The sequence below is a fragment of the Microcoleus sp. MON1_C5 genome (genome assembly GCF_036701875.1).
Classification (GTDB): Bacteria; Cyanobacteriota; Cyanobacteriia; order Cyanobacteriales; family Microcoleaceae; genus Microcoleus.
This window is the reverse complement of sequence record NZ_JAUBRN010000157.1, coordinates 1-1,285: the sequence shown is the minus strand read 5'-3', so window position 1 is coordinate 1,285 and position 1,285 is coordinate 1. Positions and strand designations below refer to the sequence as shown.

At 43.3% G+C, this 1,285-nt stretch carries 1 pseudogene; it reads right to left on the bottom strand.

Features of this window, described 5'->3' with window-relative positions:
* Positions 1-117: 117 nt before the first annotated feature.
* Positions 118-674: pseudogene (locus tag QUA71_RS29135) on the bottom strand (IS630 transposase-related protein); the annotation flags it as partial.
* Positions 675-1,285: the final 611 nt, after the last annotated feature.

Here is a 1,285-nt window from a genome sequence, read left to right as displayed (position 1 = left end):
ATTGACATTCAGGACAAATCATAGCTAAATTTTCGTTGATTGTTAGCGCTCAGCATACCACAACTGTGCAACGCCCAAAATCTCATTGTTATTATAGCATACTTTTGGGGAAATGGTATTACACAGAGCGGCAATCATATTGACTCGACCCTGGCGTCGCCCAGATTTTAGTGCATGGAACCGTTGACCTCGCTGATTCACTCGCATAATCATATTGATCTCGGTTATCCATACCTGATTCATCAACATACACAATCTGATCTGGAGGTATGCTTGACAACTCAACTAAAAAAGCCTGCCGCTTGATTTCATCCCGCTCACAATAGCCGTAGGTCTTTTTTTTCGAGTAAAAGCAATTTTTTTCAAAGCCCGCGAGATCGTGCGTGAGCTAATTTCCCCATCCCAAAGTTTCGCCATCTCCACCGCTCGTTTTATCCCCATGAATCTTGGCTTGCCTCACGAAATCGCTCCCAATCAGTGATTTTATGACCATTACCCGGAGGCTGATTGGGTAAAGCTAGAAAGTCTCCTGTTTGATCTTGTCGCTTCAGCCATAGGGTGATCGTGTTGCGACTAATGTTGAACAGTTGACTGGCTTCTATAATTTTTAAGCCATCAAGCTTTATAGCTTGAATGACTTTCTGGCGTATATCGTAGCTGTAGGGTTGATGCATTTTGGGTGCGATCGCTCCGCAACAAAAGAGACTATTCTCAGTTTATGGCCTAACCGCCTTGGCGGTTGCTATACCTAGTCTAAACTCCAATAAAAAAAGACCTGGTACAGTAGCCAAGGCGCGACAGAAAGAGTCCAAAAATTAAGAGAGGAGTATTGGGAAAAAATCAAAGATATCGAGCCGAAGAACAAGCGTATTTTTGGATGAAACCGGGATTATTCTGGGTTTGAATAGCTGGGAGGGCGACAACGAGGCCTATGAAGTAGACTCCATCTGGTTTGCAGCGCGTATACCCCGTTGATAACAACGACGTTTATTAGGAGTTAACTTCATTAACTCTTGTACAGATTCAGAATGTCGATCGAGATAATCAACCCACGGCTCTCCATCTTGCGCCAACGCCAAATGTACTCCGTCTACGGTATTTTTTTCTGGGTTCCGAGCGGCGAGATACATATTTTTGTACCTGCTTTTTCGCTCATTTCAGTGCCTTGAAATATGGTCCAAGTGTAGGCGACCGCCATTAACAGAATCATGTTATACCAATTTTACATGAAGTTGCATAGAATAAAGATAATGTTGAGAGGTGATGAGTTATGGCACGTCAACTG